This is a genomic window from Elusimicrobium simillimum, assembly GCF_049639735.1.
GTDB classification, from domain to species: Bacteria; Elusimicrobiota; Elusimicrobia; order Elusimicrobiales; family Elusimicrobiaceae; genus Elusimicrobium; species Elusimicrobium simillimum.
In genome coordinates this window covers 1,205,047-1,227,504 of the sequence record NZ_JBEVVA010000003.1, presented here as the reverse complement: position 1 = coordinate 1,227,504, position 22,458 = coordinate 1,205,047, and the positions used below count along the sequence as shown (strand labels likewise).

Below are 22,458 nucleotides of genomic sequence, written 5' to 3'. Positions count from 1 at the left end.
CCCAGGGGGAGAAAAATGAATAATTTTGAATTTTACAGTCCTACAAGAATTATTTTTGGCAAAGGCACGGAAAAAGAAATAGGCGGCCGCATTGCCAAGTACTCGTCTAAAGTTTTACTGCACTACGGCGGCGGCAGCATTAAAAAAAGCGGCCTTTACGATGCTGTGGTAAAATCACTTAAAGAAGCTAAAGTAGATTTTGTAGAGCTTGGCGGCGTACAGCCCAATCCCAGGTTGTCTTTAGTACATAAAGGCATAGAACTTTGCAGGCGTGAAGGTGTGGAATTTATTTTAGCCGTTGGCGGCGGCAGCGTTATTGACAGCGCCAAAGCCATTGCGCTTGGCGTAGATTATGAGGGCGACGTGTGGGATTTTTACCTTAGAAAGGCCGTGCCGCAAGCAGCCTTGCCCGTAGCCACAATTTTAACTATCCCCGCCGCCGGTAGCGAAAGCAGCCAAAGCACAGTTATCACTAACGAAGAAACTTCTATGAAAATAGGCCTGGGCACGCATCTTGTGCGCCCTGTGTTCAGCATTTTAAACCCGGAGTTTTGTTTTACCCTGCCTAAAGAGCAGGTTGGCAACGGCGTGTGCGACATGATGGCCCATATTTTTGAAAGATATTTTACCAATACAAAACATACAGAATTGTCTGATAAACTTTGCGAGGGCGCGCTTAAAGCCATTATAAACAATGCCCCTAAAGTAGTTAAAAATATTAAAGACTACGACGCCTGGGCGGAAATTATGTGGGCGGGCAACCTGGCGCATAACAGCCTGTTTGGCATGGGCAGAGAAGAGGACTGGGCGTCGCACGGTATAGAGCACGCCATAAGCGCTGTGCATGATATAGCGCACGGGGCAGGCCTGAGCATAGTTTTTCCGGCGTGGATGAAGTATGTTTATAAACATAACCCCGCCATATTCGCGCAGTTTGCCGTCAATGTCTGGGGTGTTACGGATGCGCTTAGAGATACTGAGGCCGTGGCCCTAAAAGGTATTGAAATGACGGAAACGTTTTTTAAATCAATAGGCCTGCCAGTCAGGCTTTCTGAAGTAAATGTAGGTGAAAAAGATTTTGAAGTTATGGCGTCTAAAGCTACATCATTCGGCCCGCTCGGCAGCTTTGTAAAACTATCTAAAGAAGACGTGAAAGAGATTTACCGCCTGGCTTTATAAAAACGTTATACACTATGACGGGTAGGACCAAAGACCCAGACGCGCGTAGGTCTTTTGGCCCTGGCGCACCGCCGGAAATAACGTTAAAATAAAACTAAGACAAAACACATTACGGAGATTACAATGAAAAAATTATTATTTTCTGCACTATGTTTGGCGGTATTCGCACTTTCAGCTTCGGCGCAGAGTTTTAAAATAGATATTGATGATAAAGAAGTTAAAAAGGTTATGGCAGATCTTAAGAGTTTTACTTTATCTAATGCCGGCGGCGCTTCAACCGCGGCTTTAGCGGCCTATATTAAAGAAGCCGAGGCTGTTAACAACGCTTTTTACGACCTTATGGCTTACAGCGATCTTCAAAAGGTTGTGGCTAATTATGATATTTATGTTGATGCGTTTAACGCTCTTTGTGAATCGGAAAACAGTTCAAAAATTGTGGCGGAGGATTTTGCTTTTAATACAGTTTCCACCAAATTTATAGCCGCGCATGAACAAATACTTACAACAGTTACCCCGGCGCTTCAAAAAGAACTTGGCATAGCTGTAACAAACATAGAGGCGCAGCAGGCCGCCCAGCAGGAAATGCTTGTTAAATATTACGCCATGGCAAATACATACGCCAAAAAAATTCTTGAACCGCTTAAAGCTTATGAAGCTATTATAAAAGATTCCACCCACCAGACAATGATGAAAAACCTTATTGCCGATTTTACCAGCTTAGCGTCGTCAACGGATTATGAAGAAGTTAACGCTTTGATAACAAAAACCAATAAATCAATAGAAGTTATATTCTCGGCTGAGTTTACCAGCAAATCTATTCTAACCCCGTCTGATATTGCGACGTATAATAATGTTGTTACGGTGTTTAATAAAGCCAGCGAGGAGTTTGACGCTGCGCTTAACACTTTAAAATAACAAAAATTTTTTAAGCCCCGCTCAATTGAGCGGGGCTTTTTTATACGAAATTACGTCATAGAGGTAATTTGGACCTAGAACGAAAATAGGTCTTTAGACCCTGGTATCAAATAAAAATATCTTATAATTTATATATAAGAACAAAAAGTTCTTAACGGGGTAAGTAAATTAAATTAAGAGGGTATATGATTAAAAAAATAGTATTAACAATGTTAACAGTATGCTTTATGTGCACCGCCTTCGCGGTGGCGCAGAGTTCTGCTGGGGTAGCAAAAACTCCGCTTACTGATGACATAAAAGAAGTATTAAAGAAGTATCCTTACGCTGAAATGGACGTTAACAGCGCTAAGCATCAGGTGCAGTATTCTACAAATTCAAAAGCGGTTAAGTCCGCCCAGGCGCAGATGGTTATAAAGCTGGAAGATTTGCGCTTAAGCGTGGAACGTATGATAAAGACCGCTTATTATGATGATTTTCTTAACGCGTATACTGACGTTATAAAAAATTATAATTCTTTTATAGACGACAGCAACTTTGAATTTGTTTACGCCGATAACATTGTAGCCGGTAATTATGTAAAACGCACGCTTGAAAAAACAATCGCGATGGTGGATGATATTTACACTGTATTGGAAGTTCATGTAGCCGCAAATAATAAAAATAACGCGGCCTATATTAACATCTTGCACAGATACGCCATGAAGGCTGAAAATATTTTGAGCAACTATTCAATTACTATAAGCGCAGAACCTAAACTTTATTCTTATAATACCGAATGTATAAATATTTTAAGAAAAATCAAAGCGACGGCTGACAGGCTGGAGGCGGATAAACTGCTAATATCTTTTAACAGTCTTTTGGGCAAGCTTATAAACGGCACCGAGTCAACAGACCTGCAGTTATACAGCATATCTTACAGGGTTTCTCTTACAAACATGGTTAACGCAATAGCGGCCGCGCAAGAAGAGTTTGGTAACGAAATTGACGCGCTGCAAAATGAAAATATGCAATAAAATTGTTTAAAATTTAAACAAATCCCCCGGGCTGCCCCGCCGGGGGATTTTTTACTTTGTAAAAAATAGATTTTGAATTTTGCTTCGCAAAAACGACTTTCAAAATCACTCTAATTAATACGGCCGTCCGGTTGGGCGGCCTTTTTTACTTTGTAAAAAATAGATTTTGACTATTTTGACTTCGTCAAAATTACAACGTGTCAAAATCATTCTAATTAATACGGCCGTGCGGTTGCGCGGCCTGACCTACGCGCACTTACGTGTGCTTCTGTAAAGATTGCGCGGATGAAAAGCTTAAAAAAACAGAAGTTTTTTGCCGTTCCCTCATCCGGAGGCGTGAGGGTCCCAAGCAATTATTGCGCGTTAGCGCACATAGGCGCTGTTGTGTACGTGTGCGGCGCCAATAAGTTTTGTTAAGGTTTTACGTCTGAAAGGGGGAAGTCTTGCCAGCCTGTTTTGTCAAAGTGCCACCATTCCGTGCGGGTGTAGGTAAAGCCGGCATCCGTCATAATTTTCTTAAGCAGTTCTCTGTTTACTCTTGCCTCAACGTCCAGCTCCTCTCCCTCATAGTCCATATGGGCAAGGGGGGAGAATGTGTCAAAATCCGTTGGCATAGGCAGTATTTCCCCATTCATGTACGCAAGCCCCAGGTCTACCGCCATACCCCTGCTGTGGCGTGAGCCTTTTTTAGGCATGGCAACGTAACTTGGGTTGGGGTAGGCCTCCCAAAGCTTTCTATGATAAGACTGTGGGCGGTAACAATCGTAAATGATAAATGTCAGCGGTTGCGGCTGTTTTTGCGCGGTATTATAGGCCTCTAGCAGCGCGTTAGCGGCGTTTTTACGTAAATAGCAGGTGTCTGTGGGGTAAATAACTTTACCGGTAAAATTGGTGTCTTTTGCGTAACGCATATCAAAAAAGAATTTATCGTACGGCGGGTTGTGCATATTAACAAAGCCCTCCGCCGCCATTTCCTCATTAAGCGGGTGGAGAGTAGCTTCCTCTTTTTTATCTTCCTCAATTGTGGGCGGTACAAATTCAATTGTTGTGACGGGGGGAGAAAGATCTTCATCCGTAGGCGGGTCATCATCCCCTCTTAGTAAAAGGAGTACTGGTATTAATAACACTAAAAATAATAGGATGTGATGCGCTGTTTTCTTCATGGTTACAGTATATAAAAAAGCCCCGCGTTTGCGGGGCTAAAATTACTGCTGTGTGTATTCCGCCGGTATTGGCGCCGCAATCTCGTTAGGGCCAAAACCCATCAGTACAGACAAATCTTCCGCAAATACCAGCGCCAGTATAACAAACAGCGCTATTATAAGGCCTATAATATGTTTTCTGTCTATTTTTTGCATTATCTTACCCCGTTCATCCATTGTTTAATTTTACCTGATAACGCCCATAATATTAAGGCGCTTGCTATAGACGTAATAGCCGGTATCGAGAACAATTTAACAAGCGCGCCCTCCGCGTAGTTGCCGGCCACAAAACCGCCCAGTATACCGCCGAAGAATTCGCCGGTAAACCAAATACCCATAAATATAGAAACATATTTAGCGGGCGAAAGTTTGCTTATCATAGAAAGTCCGACGGGGGAAAGGCATAACTCGCCAAAAACGTGCATAAGATACAGCGCAATAAGCCACAGCATGCTTACCGCCGCGCCGCTGGTTTGGTAAACGTAAGCGGCGCAGGTAATTATTATGTAACCAACGCCCAGTAAACCAAGGCCCCAGGCAAATTTGGCGGGGGTGGAAAGTTCGTTTTTACCCATTTTACGCCAGAGCATGGCAAATAAGGGGGCTAAAAGCACCACAAATAACGCGGGTATCGACTGAAAATAACTGGCGGGCATTTCCCACCCAAATATAACTCTATCGGTAGACCTTTGCGCGAATAGTGTGAGGGAGGACCCTGCCTGTTCGTAAAATGCCCAGAAGAATATTGAGAAGAAAACGAATATAAATATAGCGCCGATTCTTTGTTTTTCCTCTTTGGTAAGCGGTTTTTGCTCTGCTTTTGTTTTTTTGCGGGCGGCCATGGCGGGGCGTTTGCCCAGGTCGCCAAGGTAATTATGCTGTACAAATAAAAACCATAATAAGCTCAAAGTCATACCTACGGCCGCCGCTAAAAAGCCGTATTTAAAAGCTATTTTTTCTCCTAAAGAACCGCAGATAATGGGCGCCAAAAACGCGCCCACGTTAATGCCCATATAGAATATGGTAAACCCGGCGTCGCGCCTGGGGTCGTCCGGGGTGTACATTTCCCCCACTATCGACGATATATTAGGTTTAAAAAACCCGTTTCCCACTATTATAAAAGCAAGCCCCAGGGCAAGCGCTATTTGCGGCGGTATAAAGCCGTAAGATGCAAGGGTAAGCTGACCGGTTATCATACATAAAGCGCCTATGATTATGGCGGTTCTTTTACCAAGGAATCTGTCCGCCATAAAGCCGCCAAATATAGGTGTAAGGTAGACAAGCGCTACAAATAGTCCAAATATTCTGCCGGCGGTTTTATCGGTAAAGCTAAGTATGGCGCTGGTCATAAACAACATAAGAAGCGCACGCATACCGTAGAAGTTAAAACGTTCCCCCATTTCTACAGCCGAGAGCATGTAAAGCTGTTTAGGTTGGGAGGTTTTGTTGTCATTCATAAGTCACCTGTTAATTAATAATTGTTACTTAAGTATTATATGAAATTGGCATAGTTGGCAGCGGGATGTTAGGTTAGCAAACAAAATGGATTGCGTTATTTTGATTTTAGGGGTATTGGTATACCCCATTTTTATTTTTGAAAATGGGGGTTTTGGTAAATTTTGATGAGTTTTGTAAAAAATTGAGTTTTGGGGTGGATTGTGGCAAATTAGTATTTTATAGTTTTGGTTTGGGGGGTACCTAGATATCCCCCAAATCAAAATAACGCATTCTTAAAAAATGGATACTTAAGCAGAGTGGGGGAGAATATGGGGAAAATAGTATTTTTTAAAAATAGTATCAATTTTGCAAAATCGCAAATTTGTCCCTAAAATTGCATTTTTGAAATTGGCGCCATAAAATGATGTTTTATGAATCATGAAAATCTAACAATGTTTATCAAATAAATAGTTTGTAAAAATATGATTTGATGCTTAGATTTTCAAATTCCTTTTCTGCCAGTTAAAAAAATCTAAAATATCTATTAGAATAAATATTTTTTTACTTATTAAATAAATGAAAATAAAAAAATTATAATATTGATTATAGGTAAAAGAAAGCTCTTAGAATCGTATATAAAAAGCAACATAATAAAAATTATCGTTAGTTAATACTGTCTGACAAATAACTCCCCCAACCCAAATATGTGTACTAAATTTTGTATTTTTCAAATTTTGAGATTTGCGTTATTTTGATTTTAGGGATATTGGGGTACCAGACAAAGTGATTTTTAGTCCCCTTGAAATTATATTTCAAAATTGGGGGCGATTTTGAAAAAGGGGAAAGGAATGGATAAAAATTGCTTTTTGAGGGTTTGGGATGGTTTGAAAAGAGGGCTTTTAGTATATTAAAAAATTGAATGAATGCCTGCCTGGAAAAGCTTGTACGCTGTTGCTTGGGGCCAAAAAATCATTTGTTCTAATATGAAAAAGCTTTTTAGCTTTCCCCAAAGTCTAAATTTTAAAAATTACTCCCGCCGCATCATTTCTCATTCCTAAAATATTTATATTAAGCTGCTTAAAAAAATTTAAACTTTCCCCTCCCCCTTTATAAAAATTTTTATAAATACTATAATTATTCATTACAATTATTGATAGTAACCGGAGGGGTTTATGGCTAAAGCGGCACTTTTTATAATAGACGGTTTTGAAGAAACCGAGGCCGTGGTAACGGCGGACCTTTTAAGACGCGCCAATGTGGACCTTAAAATAGTTTCACTTAACGAGGACGTGGACGTAGAGGGCGCTGTAAACGGTAAGCATGGCATTACGGTGCTTGCCGACGAGGTTTTTGAAAATATTATTTATGAAGATTTTGACATGCTTATTATACCGGGCGGCACTACTAAATATATGGAGCACGACGGTTTGGTAGGATTAGTTGGCAAATATCATAAAGAGGGTAAAAAGCTTGCCGCTATCTGTGCCGCCCCCGCCGTATTTGGCAAAGCCAAAATATTAGACGGCTATAGGGCTACTATTTACCCCGACATGGAAGAGTACCTGGGCCAAGGCGCCATACATTCTACCGATGATGTTGTGACCGACCGCAATATTACCACGTCGCGCGGCCCGGCGACGGCCATGAAGTTTGGCCTGTGTCTTGTAGAAATATTGCAAGGACCTGAAGTAGCCGCTAATGTGGCCAAGCATTTTCTTTTGTAATTGTTGTATAAATGAGAGGATTATTATGAAAAAATTTCAATCGCGTTTTTGTATAAAGACGGAAGGTTTTACATTGATTGAATTACTTGTAGTTGTATTAATAATAGGTATATTGGCCGCTGTCGCATTACCGCAATACACAAAAGCGGTTGAAAAGACGCGCCTGACAGAAGCTATAACCTTTTTGCGTTCCGGGGCTGATGCTATAGAACGTTACGAACTTGCTAACGGCGCCCCCCCATCGTTATTTAGTGATTTAGATATAGATATGCCCGGCGTAGATAAAGGTATAGCCTCCGGTGTTTACAGCCATAGAGATTTATCTAAACACTGGTACGCTTATTTGTATGATAAAGGTTTGACATTGTATAGAAAAAAAGACAACCAGTATATAAAAATAGTGTACCGCACCTCCGCCGCGCCGTATCTTAAAAAGACTATGGTTTGCACCTCTTCCACGGCACAGGGGAAAGCGCTTTGCAAGTCTATCAGTTCTGAACCGGAGAATGAACAAAAGGAGTGCGGTTTTGGCACCGCCAGCCCGTGTTATATAATTGCCAGATTTTAACCGGTTAGACAATATTTTAATTGCACGACTTATAACCATCCCCCATATTTGGCGGATGGTTTTTAGATATCTTGTCCAAGGGTAAAAAATATGTATAATTAGTTAAGTTATTATGGAGGGATTATGAAGAAAACCTTAGTACTTATATTACTGGCGTCATTTTTAACGGCGTGCGCCGCTTTTAACACGCAAAAAACTGTTTACACCGGGTCACACGCTGACCAACTGGGCGCGGCTATAGCCGCCGGAGATTTGAAGCAAGTTAAAAAACTTGTTACCAAAAGTAATGTTAATGACCCTATTACAGACAAAGGCCTTACCGCTTTGTATATAGCAACATATTCTAACCAACCCGCTATTGTGGAATATCTTATTCAACACGGGGCTGACGTTAATTTTATCTCCCCATCTGGCGAGTTTACGCCTATTTCCACCGCCGCTTTACTTAAAAACTTAAATATGGTTAAGCTGCTTGTGTTACATGGCGCGGATGTTAACCTTGGCGCGCCTATAATTGCCGCTTGTGTGGGCGATACTGATTCCCCCCAAATTATAGAATACCTTTTAGATAACCACGCTGACGTAAACGTAAGAGGGTACGAGGACACCACCGCCCTTATCACCGCCGCCAGCTGGCAAAACCTTAACAGCGTTAAGCTTTTGGTGGAAAACGGCGCTAAGGTAAATGTGACAGACCGTGACGGCCTTACCCCGCTGGCCATGGCTGTTATTGGCAAAGGTAAAAAAACGCAAAATACCTTAGACGTTATTACCTATTTGCTTGACCACAGGTCATCTGTGCTGATAGCGGATAAAACCCTTGGCAAAAATATTTCTATTACAGATTGGTACGACGTTAACAAGTACCAAGGCGCCCAAAAAGATATTGTTATAAAAATAACCGCCCTGCTTAAAGAGCGCCAGGCGCAGGAAAACGCTATACTAAAGAACCTTAACCATAACCAACGCGCCAACCTTAAAGCCGCGTTAGATAAAATAGACGCTGACAAAAAAGGAAAATAGTTTTTTAAGCAAAAAGGCCGCCCGGCCGGGCGGCCGTGTTAATAAGTTAAATTTTGACATGTTGTAGTTTTGATGAAATCAAAACAGGCAAAATTTATTTTTTACAAAGTAAAAAATACCCGCAGTGAAAACTGTGGGTGTTTTTTGTGTAAAAAGCCGTTCCCTCAGCCGTTAGGCGTGAGGGTCCCAAGCAATTGTGCGTGTTGACGCACATAGATGTTGTCGCGAAGCACTAACATTTTGGCTACGCCGGCGTATATTTTTGTGTATAATTTATTATCTGATTGAGGAGAGTTAACATGAAAAAAACTTTAGTTATAGCTTTATCTTTATTTTTATGTTTTAGCGTAACCGCCTGTAAAAAGAAAGAGGATACGCAAGCCAAACAAAAAATGGGATATCAAAAATCCTCCTGGAAGGATCAGCATCCGCTGTTTATAGCGTTACACTCTAACGATATGGACGCCGTTAAACAACTGGTTGATAAAACCAATGTGAATGAGCGCATTCTAAACCCTGAAACCGGCAGAGCGTTTCTCTCTCCTTTAACCGCCGCTATTACAACAGGTAACGCTGACGCTGTAAAATATTTTATTTCACAAGGCGCCGCTATAAGTGCCATCGACGGGGAATACTTTACCCCCCTTTCACTGGCTGCGATAAAAGGTAATTTTGAAATAGTAAAAATACTGGGCGACGCCAAGGCTAACGCTAAAGAAGGCTATCCCCTTATAGACGCTGTAGCGGGTGAGAGGCCTGATAATGTGGAAATAACTAAATATCTTATCTCTATAGGCGCGCCCGTTAACGGGCGTGAGGATATGGGTAATACCGCCCTGAATATGGCGGTAAGCTGGGGTAAGCTGGGCTCCGTAAAGGCGTTGGTAGCCGCCGGGGCTGACGTAAACTCTTATGTTGTTTTTGACGGCAGTGTTGAGGGCTTGTCTTTAAAAGGCAGTACCCCGCTTTCAAGCGCGTTAGATTTTATTGGCGCCCGCCCTTCCTATGATATGGTTAAGTTTCTTGTAGATAACGGCGCCAGCGTGGTGCTTGCCAATGAAAAATCTTTACCGGAATTTCCTTTTTACATAGATGAAGATAGGGCGGAAAATGAGCAGGAAAAAGAAGAATTTGGCAAAATAAACGCCTTATTAAAAAGAGAAATTGCGGTTGGTAAAAAAGTTAAACCTGCGCAAGACGCCTGGTTTAACTCAAACCCCGTATATAAGGCTATACTTGACGGCAATCTTGAACAGGTTAAAAAACTTATTAATAAGAAAAACGTTAATAACTCCGCCGCCAATACCGCGGCGGGCACACGTGTAAACCCGCTTATTTTCGCAGTGGCCCACGGGCAGCGTGAGATAGCGGCTTGGCTTATCAGCCAGGGCGCAAACGTTAATTTTGACACAGGCAAAAACACGCCGCTCTCAATTGCCGCCGCCGGTAATAAGCTGCAAATGGTTGTTTTGCTTGTCAGTAACAAAGCGGATGTTAATAAATATACCCCCCTGGCAAAGGCGGTACAAAGAAATAACTATTCTATAGCGGCGCACCTTTTAGAACACGGGGCAGACGTAAACATTGAGGATGAGAACGTTTATTCCCCCCTTATGCTGGCGGTAAATTCATGGGGCTGTGACCTTGATTTAGTTGAGCTGCTTGTAAAAAACGGGGCGGCGGTAAACGCCTACCGTCAAGATGCTTATGGCAACATAAGGTTTAACTCCGGTATGACGCCGCTGGGTTTGGCCGTAAAGCACTGCGCCATACAGGACGACGGCTACGATATTATCAAGTACTTGGTAGACAACGGCGCGGACGCTTTGTTCGCGGCCGAGGTTTCGCAGGAGCAGGTGCCGCTCTCTAAAGTTATGTCCCCTAAAATGTACGGTGATAAGAAATTTAAAAAGAACATAAAGAAAGTTAACAAGTATTTAGAGTTAGTGGAAAATGCTCAAACCTGGAATTTGCAGCAGTAAAAAAGCCCCGCGCTTTGCGCGGGGCTTTTTTATCCCCCAAATCTTTGAGTTATTTTTGACTTTTCCATTGCTGACATACACTCAGTCGCTGCGCTCACTCGCACACAGTATGCCAACAATGGAAAAGTCAAAACTAATCTCAAATCTTCGGGGCCCCTTTATTCTCTTTTTCTAATTTTAATATAAACAAATAAGCATTCCCGCCATACGGCGGGGATGCTTATTATAGTTCTATATTTTTGCCAACTGTGTTTCTAAAAAGTTTTCCGGCAGGTTATATATTTTTGACGCGCTTTCTATCTCTGTGTTTAGCACGCCGCCCAGCTCTTTACAGGACTGTTCCCCCTCGGTTGTTCTTGCTATACAGAGAGCGTCTTTACCGTTATAGTCAAAGTCTATAAAAAACATTTCCGGTTTATTAGTTGTTGTCTTATAAAACGCCGCAACGCTGTTATTATTAAACATGTACATATAGCTGTTGTCTAAGTGTAAACGTGTATTGGGACCTATACGTTGCACAGTATTTTTCTGCGGAAATTCCAAATCAATTTCGTTTGCGTCTGTGGTATATTTACCGTGCTGCAGGTAGTAGCGCTGTTGTGAGTTAATTATCTCCTTAATCACCGGATAAGATGTTAAATAAATATTTTTACCGCTGACAGGTGTGGTAAGCTGCGTTATAGCTTGTTTTACCATACCCCCCTCTCCCATTATAGCTGTTTGCATAGCTTGCGGGTCTTCTATAATATCTTCAAAGGTAAAATTACTTTCAAAACCTTGCGCGGGTATAGCGGTGTTATGCTCTTTTGCTTTTTGCTCGGCTTTAGCTTTTTTTACATTGGCCAGTTCACGCTCAACGCGGGCTTTTTCGTGCGTTCTGCGGTTAACTTCTTTGTTAATGGCAAATACCAGCAGCCCCACCGCAAGTAAAAGCGCTAAAGGATAAATAATAAAAAGAGTATTTTTCATTTAAGTAAACCCTCCCCGTAAAATATCTTTTTTATTCTATCATAAAATACGTGTAATATTACAAATAAAAGTTGTACAATGTGGGTGAAGTTTGTTTATGTGATTTAAATTAATAAATCGGAGGCAAGCTATGTGGTATGGAATTAGCGGTCTGCATTTGTATGAACAATACGCTCTGTTTGGGGTGGTTGGCATTGCAATAGCGGGCCTTTTTTATGCCTTGTTTTTAAAAAAACAGGTTATGGCCCACCCTATGGGCGAGGCCAAAATGCAAGAAGTTTGGGGTGCTATAAGAGAGGGCGCAAACGCGTACCTTAATAAACAGTTTAAGGCTATCATCCCCCTTATTATTGTACTGACAATATGTTTATTTTTGTCAGTATACGTGGTTCCCGTAACGGCGGAGGCTATGGCGCGCTTTGAGGGTTACTCACCTGAAAAGATTAAGCTTATTATAGCTTTTGGCCGCGCGGGGTCATTTATTTTGGGATCGCTGTTTTCACTTATGGTAGGCCAAATTGGCATGCGCATAGCGGTAGACGCTAACGTGCGCGTGGCCGACGCTTCACGCCGCAGCTTTGGCGAGGCTCTTAAAATAGCTTACCGCGCCGGTACAGTTACAGGTATGTTGACTGACGGCCTGGGCCTGTTGGGCGGTACGGCTATTTTTATCGTATTCGGCATTGCCGCGCCTGACGCGCTGTTAGGCTTTGGTTTTGGCGGTACGCTGGTGGCGTTGTTTATGAGGGTAGGCGGCGGTATTTACACCAAAGCGGCCGACGTAGGGGCCGACCTTGTTGGTAAAGTAGAAGCCGGCATACCTGAGGACGACCCGCGCAACCCCGCCGTTGTGGCCGACCTGGTTGGCGACAACGTTGGCGACTGCGCCGGTATGGCCGCGGATATTTTTGAATCCTATGAAGTCACAATAGTGTCGGGCCTTATTTTAGGCCTTGCTTTGTGGCATATTACAGGGCATTTTGAGTGGATAGTATTCCCGCTCATTGTGCGCGGTATAGGCGTGCTGTGCTCTATCATAGGCACATACGTTGTGCGCGACCACGGCGGCGCGGGCGACGCTATGAAATCTATTTTCAGAGGTTATTTTACCTCCGCGGTAATTTCTATAACGCTGTTTGCTATACTGGCGTACTTCTATATGGACACCGTGCCCGGCGGGTGGATGCGCCCATGGGCGGCCGTGTCAATAGGCGTGCTGCTTGCCATGGCAATTGACAGGATTACAGAACACTTTACAGGCACCAAAGGTAAACCGGTGCTTGAGGTAAAAAAATCTACCAACACAGGCCCCGCTACCACAATACTAAGCGGTTTTGCCGTGGGCTTAGAGTCTTCCGTATGGTCAGTACTGATAATTGCTTTAACAATATTCTCGTCAATATTACTGTTTGGCTCAATAGACGGCCTGAGCGGGGCGGATAAATTTAACTTTATCCTCTATGGCGTAGCAATGACGGGCGTAGGCATGTTGACCTTAACGGGTAACAACGTGGCTATGGACTCCTTCGGCCCCATTGCCGACAATGCCAACGGCATAGGCGAAATGGCCTGGCATGATAGAAACGACGAAGAAACCAAAAAAGCCCGCCAGATTATGGCAGACTTAGACGGCGTAGGTAACACTACTAAGGCTATTACCAAAGGCGTGGCCATAGGCTCCGCCGTTATAGCCGCTGTGTCGCTGTTTGGCTCCTACATGGTTGACGTCAGCAATGTGCAAATTGTGCTTAACAACGCCTGGGCAGCCACCGGGGCAGACAAAGTGCTGCCGCTGCTTAAAGACGTTGGTATAGTGGTGTCTAACCCGTTAGTATTTGTGGGTATGCTTATAGGCGGCGCTGTGCCGTGGTTGTTTTCATCATTCGCTATTAACGCCGTCAGCCGCGCGGCCGCGCTTATTGTGCATGAGGTAAGACGCCAGTTCGGCCTGGGTATTTTAGACGGTAAAGCTAAACCGGACTACGACAAGGTTGTGCGCATTTCCACAACCGCCGCGCAAAAAGAGCTTATTAACCTGGCGCTGTTAGGTATAGTTTCACCTATAGTGGTGGGCCTTGCGCTTGGCGTAGAGGCCTTAGGCGGCTTTTTGGCGGGTATTATAGTATCGGGCCAGCTGCTTGCCGTGTTTATGTCTAATGCCGGCGGCGCGTGGGATAACGCTAAAAAGCTTATTGAGGACGAACCCTCAGACCCCGCTAACAACACAGGCAAAGGCTCTGAACGCCATAAAGCCAGCGTTGTGGGCGATACTGTGGGCGACCCGCTTAAAGATACGGCGGGCCCGGCGCTTAACCCTATGATTAAAGTGGTTAACCTGGTTGCCGTTATAGTGGCGCCCGTTATAGTGAGCTATAATAACGACTACACCAAGCTTGGCGCGATGGGCTGGTGTGTGGTGATATTCTTGCTGGCGGTATTAAGCTGGGCGTGTTTTAGAAGTAAAAAAACACTTGATTAAGATATATGGAGTAAGCCCCGCAGCTTTAGCTGCGGGGCTTTTTTACTTCGTAAAAAAGATTTTGAATATTTTGACTTTGTCAAAATAACAGCTTTCAAAATCATCTTATTAATACGGCCGTCCGGTTGGGCGGCCTTTATATTTTTTATTCCTTATTCCACGGCTTACTAGCTTCCAATTTTGGCGGCTTTTGAATTTTTTCCGGCCTCACCGTACGCTCCGCTTTTAAGTACTTGTTCGCCTAAAAAAAGCGGAAACCCCACTCAAACTCCTGTGAAAATTTTCTTCTACAACGGCACTGATAACAACGAAGTGGAATACAGCTTAACTGCACTTATGATTTCCTCTCCCTCTTAGGGGATAGCGTAGCATGCATATATCCGGTATGCTGAGGAAGTTTTTCTGCGTTGTTTGCCGCGTAGCGGCTGCAGAAAAGCAGGTGAGGGTGATTTTTTATTAATTTTATAACGGCATATATTTGTGCAAATTACCCTCACCCTGCTCGCATAGGCTCACTTCCTTCTCCCCTAAAAGGGAGAGGGATATTTTTTATATCAATTTTTCCGCCAGGACGAACGCGCGGGCGAAGCCTTCGTCGGAAACTTTGTAGGCGCGGTTTCTTTTGGTGCCCTCAAACGCCAAGGTCCCCTGCTTTACTTCTACCGCTGTAAGACGGTCCAAGCGGTCCGCCCCCTCCATAAAGCCCGATAACTTCATTGACTTTGCCAGCTTTAGTGCTGGATAGGCGCTTTCTTTAAGCAGAACTTTTGCGCCCGCTACAATTATTAAAGCGGCCAGAGAGGGGCTTAAAAGCTTAAATTTGCGTCTTATTATCACCAAGTCCCCCTCTATGCGCAGGGCGTTATTCCAAACGCTGTGTGTGTCTGTTATGATAGTGTTGCTTATGTTTTTGGTTAAAGTTTGTTGTCCTGCCGACGGGGATAGCGGCGTGGCGGGTGCCGGCGCGGGTTTACGCATTTCACGCGGAAGACCAAAATCTGACGGGGTGGAGTAAGCGGGTATATGTGAGGGGTGCGGCGCAGCAGCGGGGGCCTCCGCCTTAGTTTGCGGTGTTTTATGCGACGCAAAATTAGGGGTTGTTTTGCCGACAAGGGTTAAAAAATCGTTTTTTTGCTCCGTTATAAAGCCCTCGTTGCCTTCAGCCTCAAACTCTTCACCTGTCCTAAGCTTGAACTTTACGCGTACATTCCGGTCAAAATTATTTGCCATAAACAACCCTCCAAACAATGGTTAAAAACAACTTGCCAACTGTCTTTGACATATAATATCAACTAACTTGACATATGTCAATATATGGCAAGCATATGTCATTATATGTCTAGCCCTGTGGGCAGGGCTTGCCTGTCGACGTAAAAATTTGTTAGTTTTAAAAAATATCTTACAAGGGTGTTTAGAAATGCTTTTAATTATATGACAAGATACAAGTGTGTTTTTGAATTTTTTAAAAAAGACATTAAATTTTTTATGCCGCAAAAAATACCCCCTTTTTTGAAATATCGCAAAAAGAAGATATTTTTGAGGTTTTGCAAAAAATTGTAAAAAATAAGATTAAATGCGGAAAATTAAAATCGCCCGTGATTTTGCGAAAATGCTTAAATTTGATTTTTGGGGTACTTTGATATTCCCCTTTTTAAAATTAATGTTAAGAAGAAGCTGACCTTTTGTAAAAAAATTTTACTTGCAATATTTTTACTTTTTATTATAATTAAAAAATACGTAAACTATAAAACTAAGGAGGCTTCATGAAAAAATTATTGTTGTTTGTATGTATGTTTGCCCTTGCTGTATCAGTTTCATACGCGCATGATTTTGGTATAGGCATAAAAGGCGGATTCACACAGAAAGATACTAAACTTGATGACCTGAAAGACTGGGCGCAAGATAATGGCGCCATAAGTACTTCTTTAGACGAGAATAATGGATTTTGGGGCCTTGAGTTATTTTACGAACACCAGCTTAATGACAGAGCTTTTTTAGGCATTAAAGCGGGTTATGAAGGCCTTGGTAAAGATGAGTTGGACTTTACAATCCTGCCTTATAAATATTCTTTAGAAATGACGGGTTATGTAATCCCGCTTACCATTTATTATAAATATTATCTGACGGAAAAAGTTAATATATGGGGCGGCGGCGGTGTGGCTATGTTATTTGGCCAGCTTAAAGACAACGGCGAAAAATTTAAAGAACATAAGGTTTACCCTCATGTTGACGCCGGTGTTGAGTGGCGTATGAGCCCTAACGTGGGCCTTGGCCTTGACGCCAGATATTCATTCTCCTCTGAGATTGATGATTTTATAGATGTTCCAAATCTTCCTAACCCGCAGCTAGATGTAGACGGTTTAAGTGCGGGAGTAGCGTTAAGACTCTATTTCTAATTTAAAATAAAAAATCCCCCGGCTAATATGCCGGGGGATTTTTTATATCTTATTTACTTTGTGTTAAACGCGACGTAGGCCATTACGCAGGCGTCTTGCAGGGTGAATGTTATGCTGCTGTATTCGTTTGGCTGGTGCAGCGTGGCGTACTGCGTTCCGCCCACAACAGCGGGCAGGCCCATATTGCGCACAAACGCGCTTGCCGTGCCGCCGCCTATGCCAACAGGTTTTGGCGTTTTGTTAAACACATGTTCTATGGCCTTTATGTAAAGTTTAACAATATCGGCGTTAATATCCGTGGCTTTAGAAACTTTATTTTTTTCTATAGTGCCTGTTATTTTAACTTTAAACTTTTCTTCTATCGGTTTTGCTAATTCCAAACACTTTGCCATCACTTCTTCGGCCGTTAAGTGCGGCAGCAGACGCACGTCGTACCATATAACGTCTTTACCGGGTATGATGTTGGCGCTGCCTACGTTAAGCTCGTGCTTGGTAGGCTCAAAGGTAGAGAACGGCGGGGCGTCAAAAAGGTCGTTTGTTTCGGGATATATTTTGTAAAGCTCGTCCAGCGCGGCTATAAAATGGCTGCCCGCGCGGCATGCGTTAATTGTTTTATGCGGGGTGGAGGCATGGCCCTCTTTACCTTCAACTACAAATTTAAACCAAATTACGGCTTTCTCGGCTATTTCCATAAAAGTGCCTTCAGGGTTGCCTGAGTCGGGCGTTATAAAAAAGTCATTAGGCCCAAAAATATCTTTATGGTTTTTTGTTATATATTCTATGCCGTATTTGCAGCCTACTTCTTCATCAGCCACCAGCAAAAGCCCGACGTTAACCTCCGGGCGTATGTCCAGTTCCATCATGGCCCTGGCAAGTACCATTGATGATACTATCCCCTGGTTGTTATCTTCCGCGCCGCGGCCGTAAATTTTGTCGCCGTCTATAACGGCTTCGTAGGGGTTGGTTTTCCATTTTTCCATGTCGCCGGGGTGTACAATGTCCATGTGTCCCATTATCCAGAGGGTCTTTTCTTTATTTTTGCCGTAGTATTTGGCGACAATGTTGGGGCGTACGCCGTGCTTGGCGCGCGCGTCTGGCGCGTCTATAACGGTAACTTCGTCAAATTTTAATTTTTTTACTTCTGAGAGCAGAAACTGCGCTTTATCATATTCACCCTCTCCCCCCTCAACATCGGGCGAGAGCGCCGGGCGGGAAATAAGGCCCTTTTGTAACTCTATAACATAGTCTCTGCTGTCTTTAATTTTTTTGGTAAGGTTTTCCATACGATTCCCCTATCTTGGTTTTTTACAATTTAACATATTTGGGGCGCGGGGCAAAAAAGCCGCGCCAAAGGCGCGGCAATAGCGGCGGATAAAACGCTAGATTGTAACGTCGCAGGGTGCGGCGCCTAAAATTTGCAGCAACTGGCTGTAAGATGTTTTTACCGCGGACTCTGCCGTACCGGCGGCAGGGTAAACCGTAGTATAAGCTTCCAGGCTTTTGTCGATATAAACAGGTACGCCGCTTACGCCAAAGGGGCATACGCCGCCTATGGCAAAACCGGTAACTTCCAGCGTTTCCTGCGGGGTGGAAAGGCCTGTTTTACTGCCGGTAATTTCTTTTATTTTAGCGGAAGAAACTTTTTTATCGCCCGCGCACAGCACCAAAAAATATTTGCCTTCTTTATTTTTAAACAACAGGCTTTTGGCAATTTGCCCTACCTCTACGCCCAGCTGCGCCGCCGCGGTCACCGCCGTGGCGGTAGAGCCGGGGGCAAATTCTATTGCCGTAAGGTTGTATGTATCCAAAAATTTTTGCACGTTTTCAGGTATCATTTAAAAAGCTCCAGCGCGTCGTGTAATGTATTGTAAACCTTATATGCCTTGGCCTTGATTTCTTTTGCCGGGTCTTTAATATCAGGTATAAGCACTACGGGTATGCCCGCCGCCTCGGCCGCCAGTACGCCGTTTTCACTGTCTTCAAAAACTATGCAGTCCTTGGGCGCTATATTAAAGTCTTTGGCGGTTTTTAAAAATAAATCAGGCGCGGGTTTGGTGCGCTCAACGTCTCCGGCGGTATTTATTACTTTAAATTCCCCCGCCAGGCCGCTGCGTTCAAGGGCGAAGTGTACAAAATTTTTATCGTTAGAGGACGCTACGGCCGCCGGTATGTTCAACTGCTTAAGGCGTGCTAAAACCTCTTTTACGCCTGTTTTTTGGTCGATACCGTGCGTTTGAACGTGTTTCCATATGTTTTTGTAGGAAGTCTGTTCTATTTCCTCTGCCGGGAAATCTTGGCCAAAGCGCTCTCTTAAAATACGGCGTATATTGTGGTTGCCTATACCTATGCAAAGAGAGTAAATTTCTTTGGTACCCTCGTAGCCAAATTGTTTGGTTGTTTTAAAAAAGAAGTCTTCATACAAACGTTCACTGTCTAAAAGCAGGCCGTCCATATCAAATATCGCAAGTTTAATATTTTTATTCGTCATATATATATGATATCTTTTTAGGGCAAATATATGCTAAATTATTGTTATGACAGCGTTAATAATATTTTTTAGTATATTATTTTGCACGGTGGGGTTTGCCGCGTATTCTTACTTTAAACTTTCACGTTTGCATGAAAGTTTAAAAAGCGCGTGGGCGTCCTTAGACGTGGCGTTGAGATTTAGAAGAGAGATTGTAAAAAATTTTGTATCTCTTACTGAAAAACATTCTATAGAAACTGAAGAGCTGGTAAAAGTTATCAACGCGCTTAATACGGACTTAGACCCCGAGGTTATGCCCAACCAACGCAGCAAAGAAGAGGTGGAAATATCACACAATCTGCGCAGTTTTTTTATTTTAACCGATATTAACTTATCGCTTACAACTAACGAGAATTTTGTTCTTTACAAAAAATCTTTAGCCAAAGCTGAGATAAAAATAAAACAGACTGTATCCGGGTATAATAACGCCGTGAGGGATTTTAACACTATGCTTTCAATTTTCCCCGTAAGTATAGTGGGCAAAATGTTTGATTTTGAAAGATATGATTTTTTTATTTTCGAAGAAACCGACCCCGGCGCCGGCCATCAGGCACAAATTTAAATTAAATAATGGAGAAATAAATGATAAAACAAGGTTCAAAAGTCAAATTTGACTATACATTAAAAGTAGACGGCGACGTAAAAGACACATCTTCAGGCCGCGGCCCGTTGGAATATGAGCATGGCGCCGGGCAGATTATAAAAGGGTTGGAAAAAGAACTTGAAGGCATGAAAGTAGGCGACTCTAAGGTAGTAACAGTAGCCCCCGCCGAAGGCTACGGTGAAGTTAACGCCGACGCCAAAAAGACCGTTCCCGCCGAAGCCATAACCAACGCCAAAGACCTTAAAATAGGCGACATTGTAGGCGCGCAAGCGGGCGGGCAGACATTCCAGGCTGTGGTAAGCAAAATTTCCGACAAAGAAATAGAGCTTGATTTCAACCACCCCTTAGCCGGTAAGGAACTGCACTTTGAAGTAAAGATTGTAGAAATTAATTAAGCTTTATATAAAACCCCCGCCCGTTATTTATGGGCGGGGGTTTTTTGTCTAAATTACTCAAAGTATAATTGTAAAAATAAAAAACTCCACAGCCTTGGCTGTGGAGTTTTGGTTTTAAATATTAATAACCGCCGTCGTCGTAACCTCTGTCGTCGTCACAATACCACGGTACATGTTCACACAAACCTTCGTCGAGACCTTGTTGCGGTGAACAGATGTCATGGCCGCTGTTTAAGTAATAGCCAGGGTCACAAATAATTTCGCACTGCATTTTTTGTAAGTTAAACACAGCTTTACCGTTGTAAAGAGGCTGCTGGTAAACATCGTCAAAGAAAGGCGTGCATTCTTTACATGTACCATCATAAGGTGAGAGCGACTGGCCCCACGGGCAACATTTTTTTGTTACGCCGTTGGAAGACATGTAGTTTTCCTCAGGGCAAGCGTCGCATCTTTCATAATTGGGCCAGTAATACTGCGCGGTTGCGGGACAGCAAACACCGTCGCCGTTTATCGCGGGTATCTGCCCGTCTTTACAATAGGTACAAACGTCGTAATTAGCGTCGAAATAAGGCTTATCTGCGGTGCAGCAGGCGCCTGTTTCGGTATTATAGTCTACACCGGCCTCATTACACTCACATTGTTTTCTTTCCGTTTCGTTAGTTAAAGCGGCGCAGCCTGTTGGGGTAACGCCCTTGCTGTCACCACAACACTGCTGTTCGTAGTATTTTCTTTCTATAATGCCGGTTTCCCCGGTGGAACCGTCACTGCCGCCTGAAACTTTGAATTTACAGGTAAGTAATGTGCCGGCTACAGATGTACCGCTTACGCATTGTTCCTGGCTGCTTTGGTTAATATTGTCCGTTAAGAAAATTGAACACGTATCTGTGCTTTGCGCTTTGCAACCGGATAAAGCTTCCATACAATATTCCGTTTCATTGCCGGACAAAAGTAATTCTCTGTGATGGCCGGGGTCTACAGCTACGGAAGAATTGTAGGGTTGGTTTAACTTACCGCCAATACAAGGTAGCGAGGACGCCGATTTAGAGTATGACTGTAACTCATAAGTAGGTTCCTGCGAAGAACTGCCGCCTGTACCTGTTGTGCTGCCGTCAGGGTTAACAAAGTAGTAACAAGATTTTTCTTCTGTAATGCCTGTACACTTGTCGCTATATTGCGGATAGGGGCAGGCGTTGTTAAACCAATAGCCATAAGCGCCTAAAAGTATTTCCAATGGAATATATTCACCTATGTTAAAAAATCCCGCGTTGTCAGGGTTTCTTGCTACAAGCTGAGCCATTAGATTATTATCAACTAAAAAGTCCCCGTCGCCGTTGCGCACTAATTTGGCTGTATCAAAAAGGAGTGAGCTTTTTTGTTCGCAGCCGGGGTCATATTCATTAATAGCAAGAAATTTACCCTTTTTCTTTTTGCCGTCAAGGCCGGTAAAAGTAATTTCTTTCCATATTAATTCCTGCGCCGCGGGTACCGCCGCCTTGGCGTATGGGAATATTTTATCGCCAAAAGTTATAGTATCCACTATATGCGCCTGCTTGGCTTGTATATTGTTAGATTCTAAATCAGCGTTAAGCTTAATAGTGCCGGCTTTAAGTTTGCCCCCTTCTGAAGTCTTGGCTGTGGGGCCGACGCTAAGATTTTTTGTTTTAAGCTGTTTTACGCTTTCTGCCGACAAACTACCGCCAACCTCAAGTGTTGTGATGTTGATGTTTTGCGCGGAAAAGGCGCCGCCGCCTTTATCCGTGGCAATGTTAGTTTCCCCCACTGCTACATTATCGTACGAAGCGTACGGGGTGGGGTAGTATGTTGTCATCTTCATTGGTTCCGCGGCGTTAGCGTTTGCTGACGCTAAACAAAATGCGGAAGCGATGATAATTGCTATATACTTTTTCATGTTATCCCTCTTACCTACTTGTTTATGAGTATCATATATATTTAATATATTATAGTAATTATTACATGTTTGTACAGACCTAACTTTATTTATAAAAAATCCCCCGGTTTTGACGGGGGATTTTTTTATAGACAGA

20 protein-coding genes are annotated in these 22,458 nt (G+C 43.2%); 11 read left to right on the top strand and 9 right to left on the bottom strand.

Annotated features, from left to right (window positions below; all coding sequences use genetic code 11):
• Positions 1–15 precede the first annotated feature (15 nt).
• From AAIR98_RS06480 to AAIR98_RS06470, 3 genes are all read left to right on the top strand, one after another.
• On the top strand, positions 16–1,179 hold the full coding sequence (locus AAIR98_RS06480) for an iron-containing alcohol dehydrogenase (RefSeq protein ID WP_423971382.1): 1,164 nt from the start codon (positions 16–18) through the stop codon (positions 1,177–1,179).
• Positions 1,180–1,302: 123 nt separating this feature from the next.
• On the top strand, positions 1,303–2,094 hold the full coding sequence (locus tag AAIR98_RS06475; protein ID WP_423971381.1) for a hypothetical protein: 792 nt from the start codon (positions 1,303–1,305) through the stop codon (positions 2,092–2,094).
• 185 nt (positions 2,095–2,279) lie between these two features.
• A complete protein-coding gene (locus AAIR98_RS06470; RefSeq protein ID WP_423971380.1) occupies positions 2,280–3,107 on the top strand; it encodes a hypothetical protein in 828 nt (275 codons plus the stop codon).
• A 413-nt stretch (positions 3,108–3,520) separates the two neighbouring features.
• On the opposite strand, the gene AAIR98_RS06465 is transcribed toward AAIR98_RS06470, so the two are convergent.
• The 3 genes from AAIR98_RS06465 to AAIR98_RS06455 are packed head-to-tail and all read right to left on the bottom strand — an operon-like array spanning position 3,521 to position 5,766.
• Positions 3,521–4,270, bottom strand: coding sequence for a M15 family metallopeptidase (locus AAIR98_RS06465; protein ID WP_423971379.1), 750 nt, complete (start codon positions 4,268–4,270; stop codon positions 3,521–3,523).
• Positions 4,271–4,312: 42 nt separating this feature from the next.
• On the bottom strand, positions 4,313–4,465 hold the full coding sequence (locus AAIR98_RS06460) for a hypothetical protein (protein WP_423971378.1): 153 nt from the start codon (positions 4,463–4,465) through the stop codon (positions 4,313–4,315).
• The gene (locus AAIR98_RS06455) at positions 4,465–5,766 is read right to left on the bottom strand and encodes a peptide MFS transporter (protein ID WP_423971377.1); all 1,302 of its coding nucleotides are present in this window, start codon (positions 5,764–5,766) and stop codon (positions 4,465–4,467) included. Before AAIR98_RS06455 ends, AAIR98_RS06460 begins: the two co-directional genes overlap by 1 nt.
• A 1,152-nt stretch (positions 5,767–6,918) precedes the next feature.
• On the opposite strand from AAIR98_RS06455, the gene AAIR98_RS06450 reads away from it, so the two are divergent.
• The 4 genes from AAIR98_RS06450 to AAIR98_RS06435 all read left to right on the top strand — a co-directional run bounded on the left by AAIR98_RS06450 (position 6,919) and on the right by AAIR98_RS06435 (position 11,043).
• Entirely contained in the window at positions 6,919–7,470 is a 552-nt protein-coding gene (locus AAIR98_RS06450) for a DJ-1 family glyoxalase III (RefSeq protein WP_423971376.1), read from the top strand.
• A 25-nt stretch (positions 7,471–7,495) separates the two neighbouring features.
• Positions 7,496–8,038, top strand: a complete 543-nt coding sequence (locus tag AAIR98_RS06445; RefSeq protein WP_423971375.1) for a type IV pilin protein — start codon at positions 7,496–7,498, stop codon at positions 8,036–8,038.
• 123 nt (positions 8,039–8,161) lie between these two features.
• On the top strand, positions 8,162–9,061 hold the full coding sequence (locus AAIR98_RS06440) for an ankyrin repeat domain-containing protein (RefSeq protein ID WP_423971374.1): 900 nt from the start codon (positions 8,162–8,164) through the stop codon (positions 9,059–9,061).
• A gap of 299 nt (positions 9,062–9,360) precedes the next feature.
• Positions 9,361–11,043 carry an ankyrin repeat domain-containing protein gene (locus tag AAIR98_RS06435; protein ID WP_423971373.1) on the top strand — a complete coding sequence of 561 codons (1,683 nt, stop codon included), beginning with the start codon at positions 9,361–9,363 and terminating at the stop codon, positions 11,041–11,043.
• 231 nt (positions 11,044–11,274) lie between these two features.
• On the opposite strand, the gene AAIR98_RS06430 is transcribed toward AAIR98_RS06435, so the two are convergent.
• Entirely contained in the window at positions 11,275–12,012 is a 738-nt protein-coding gene (locus AAIR98_RS06430) for a hypothetical protein (RefSeq protein ID WP_423971372.1), read from the bottom strand.
• A 130-nt stretch (positions 12,013–12,142) separates the two neighbouring features.
• Here AAIR98_RS06430 and AAIR98_RS06425 point away from each other — a divergent pair, with 130 nt between their 5' ends.
• Positions 12,143–14,491: a sodium-translocating pyrophosphatase gene (locus AAIR98_RS06425; protein WP_423971371.1), complete on the top strand. Its 2,349-nt coding sequence runs from the start codon at positions 12,143–12,145 to the stop codon at positions 14,489–14,491.
• A 549-nt stretch (positions 14,492–15,040) separates the two neighbouring features.
• Here the strand turns inward: AAIR98_RS06425 and AAIR98_RS06420 are convergent.
• The gene (locus AAIR98_RS06420) at positions 15,041–15,721 is read right to left on the bottom strand and encodes a hypothetical protein (RefSeq protein ID WP_423971370.1); all 681 of its coding nucleotides are present in this window, start codon (positions 15,719–15,721) and stop codon (positions 15,041–15,043) included.
• A gap of 533 nt (positions 15,722–16,254) precedes the next feature.
• Here AAIR98_RS06420 and AAIR98_RS06415 point away from each other — a divergent pair.
• Positions 16,255–16,887, top strand: a complete 633-nt coding sequence (locus tag AAIR98_RS06415) for an outer membrane beta-barrel protein (RefSeq protein ID WP_423971369.1) — start codon at positions 16,255–16,257, stop codon at positions 16,885–16,887.
• A gap of 53 nt (positions 16,888–16,940) precedes the next feature.
• On the opposite strand, the gene AAIR98_RS06410 is transcribed toward AAIR98_RS06415, so the two are convergent.
• From AAIR98_RS06410 to AAIR98_RS06400, 3 genes are all read right to left on the bottom strand, one after another.
• The gene (locus AAIR98_RS06410; RefSeq protein ID WP_423971368.1) at positions 16,941–18,170 is read right to left on the bottom strand and encodes a M20 family metallo-hydrolase; all 1,230 of its coding nucleotides are present in this window, start codon (positions 18,168–18,170) and stop codon (positions 16,941–16,943) included.
• A gap of 96 nt (positions 18,171–18,266) precedes the next feature.
• On the bottom strand, positions 18,267–18,722 hold the full coding sequence (locus AAIR98_RS06405; protein WP_423971367.1) for a YbaK/EbsC family protein: 456 nt from the start codon (positions 18,720–18,722) through the stop codon (positions 18,267–18,269).
• Positions 18,719–19,375: an HAD family hydrolase gene (locus AAIR98_RS06400; protein ID WP_423971366.1), complete on the bottom strand. Its 657-nt coding sequence runs from the start codon at positions 19,373–19,375 to the stop codon at positions 18,719–18,721. Before AAIR98_RS06400 ends, AAIR98_RS06405 begins: the two co-directional genes overlap by 4 nt.
• Positions 19,376–19,421: 46 nt before the next feature.
• Here AAIR98_RS06400 and AAIR98_RS06395 point away from each other — a divergent pair, with 46 nt between their 5' ends.
• Both AAIR98_RS06395 and AAIR98_RS06390 read left to right on the top strand, forming a co-directional pair.
• Positions 19,422–19,976 (top strand): LemA family protein, encoded by a 555-nt coding sequence (locus AAIR98_RS06395; RefSeq protein WP_423971365.1) that lies wholly within the window; start codon positions 19,422–19,424, stop codon positions 19,974–19,976.
• Positions 19,977–19,996: 20 nt separating this feature from the next.
• On the top strand, positions 19,997–20,413 hold the full coding sequence (locus AAIR98_RS06390; protein WP_423971364.1) for an FKBP-type peptidyl-prolyl cis-trans isomerase: 417 nt from the start codon (positions 19,997–19,999) through the stop codon (positions 20,411–20,413).
• Between the two features lie 121 nt (positions 20,414–20,534).
• On the opposite strand, the gene AAIR98_RS06385 is transcribed toward AAIR98_RS06390, so the two are convergent.
• The gene (locus AAIR98_RS06385) at positions 20,535–22,322 is read right to left on the bottom strand and encodes a hypothetical protein (RefSeq protein WP_423971363.1); all 1,788 of its coding nucleotides are present in this window, start codon (positions 22,320–22,322) and stop codon (positions 20,535–20,537) included.
• Positions 22,323–22,458 lie beyond the last annotated feature (136 nt).